This is a genomic window from Brevundimonas sp., assembly GCF_050729455.1.
Lineage (GTDB): Bacteria > Pseudomonadota > Alphaproteobacteria > Caulobacterales > Caulobacteraceae > Brevundimonas.
This window is the reverse complement of record NZ_JBOHLI010000115.1, coordinates 1-1,679: the sequence shown is the minus strand read 5'-3', so window position 1 is coordinate 1,679 and position 1,679 is coordinate 1. Positions and strand designations below refer to the sequence as shown.

Genomic DNA, 1,679 nt, shown 5'->3' with positions numbered 1-1,679 from the left:
GCCCTTGGCCATGCCGTGCAGGCCGAGCTCGGCGAGCAAGGTCATCGTGGGATGGATCAACATGATGTCTCCTGGTCAGTGGAAGTAGCCGGGGCCGCGCAGATTGCTGTGCTCGATGATGGCGGCGGGTTCGGTCGGGGTCCTGGCCGCAGCCGCGGCCTGCCGGGCGGCGATGGCGGCGACGGCGCGGTAGGCGAAGGCGCCGATCTCGAGGGCGCGGGCGGCGACGGCTTCGGCCTGGGACGGCTTGAGATCGCGGAACAGCCGCAGCACGCCGAGACAGGTTCTGAAGCCGTGCTCGGGATGCGGGCGGTTGGCCAGGATGGCAACGACCAGGCCCTCCGTGATCGGGCCCACCGTCGCAGCCCAGCGCCGGAGCCGTTCCGGGCTCCAGTCGGCGTAGCGCCGATGAGAGCTTGGCATGTGGTCGGGGTTGGTGCCGTGCCGGCGGCCGCCGTAGCGGCGCTGGTGAGCGGCGACGCGCTGGCCGCGATGGAAGACTTCGATCGTGCGGCTGGTGGCCCTGAGATCGACCTGCTCACGGATCAGGCCGTAAGGCACGGAGTAGAAATAGCCATCGTACTCGACATGATAATCGACGCCGGCGCGGGCCAGGCGCCATTCGGCGAACTCGTAATCCTCGGGCAGCGACGCCAGGGCGGGCCGTTCGACGGTCTCGAACAGATGGCGGCGGCTGACGCCCAGGCGACGGATGACGTGGTCGTTGATCCGCTCGACCGCGTCGCGGATCGCGGCGTTGACTTCCGCCAGCGAAAAGAAGGTCTGTTTGCGCAAGCGCCCCAGGATACAGCTCTGGGCGAAGCGGACGCCGTTCTCGACCTTGGCCTTGTCCCGGGGCTTTCGGCTACGGGCCGGCAGCACGCCGACGCCGTAATGCGAGGCCATCATGCCGTAGCTGCGGTTGAGCTCCGGATCGTAGAACGAAGCCTTATTGACCCCGGCCTTCAGATTGTCCGGTACGACCAGACGCGGGACGCCGCCGAAAAACCGAAACATCCGCACATGCGAGCCGATCCAGTCCGGCAGGCTCTGGGTCCAACTCGCCTCGGCAAAGGTGAAGTTCGAGGCGCCGAGCACGCCGACGAAAATCTCCGCCTCCCGGATGACGCCACTATGGGCATCGGCGATGCCGATCTTCTTGCCGGAATAATCGACGAAGACCTTGTCGCCGGCGAGGTGCTCCTGGCGCATGGTGGGCGACAGTCGCCGCTGGAAACCCCGGAACAGGTCGCAGAACCGGCTATAGCCGTAGCCCTGCGGGTGGATGGCGCGATACTCCTCCCACAGGATCGCCATCGTTACGCCCGGCTTCTTCAGCTCGACGACAAGATCGCCCCAGTTCGGCTCCGGGCGTCGGCGCAAACCCGAGAGCGCGCCGGACCGCGCAAACAGCCTGCCCGCCAGGGCTTCATCGCTCAGGTCCGCTGGCAGCGGCCACGACAGGCCGGCTTCCCGGGCCCTCGCAAGGTTCCCCTGCACGGTACTGCGGGCCACACCAAGACGGCGCCCAATCTCGCCCGGGCTCAGGTCGTCCTCAGCCAAACGCAGCATCTGCCGCAGTTGTCTCATGGTCAGCTTCCTCTTCGCAGGCATCACGGTCTCCGTCTCAGTCGATACGGAAAACGTCTGCCAGAGTGGCTGACCCAGGCCTCCAACAC

The 1,679-nt window shown here is 66.9% G+C and carries 1 protein-coding gene; it reads right to left on the bottom strand.

The genetic code is table 11. The features are described 5' to 3' along the window. Positions 1-75: 75 nt before the first annotated feature. Positions 76-1,590, bottom strand: a complete 1,515-nt coding sequence (gene istA, locus ACREEF_RS15775; RefSeq protein ID WP_431566513.1) for an IS21 family transposase — start codon at positions 1,588-1,590, stop codon at positions 76-78. Positions 1,591-1,679 lie beyond the last annotated feature (89 nt).

What these genes read in the sequence shown, in the direction of transcription:
- istA (WP_431566513.1), bottom strand. Translation starts at nt 1,590, where the DNA reads ATGAGACAACTGCGGCAGATGCTGCGTTTGGCTGAGGACGACCTGAGC.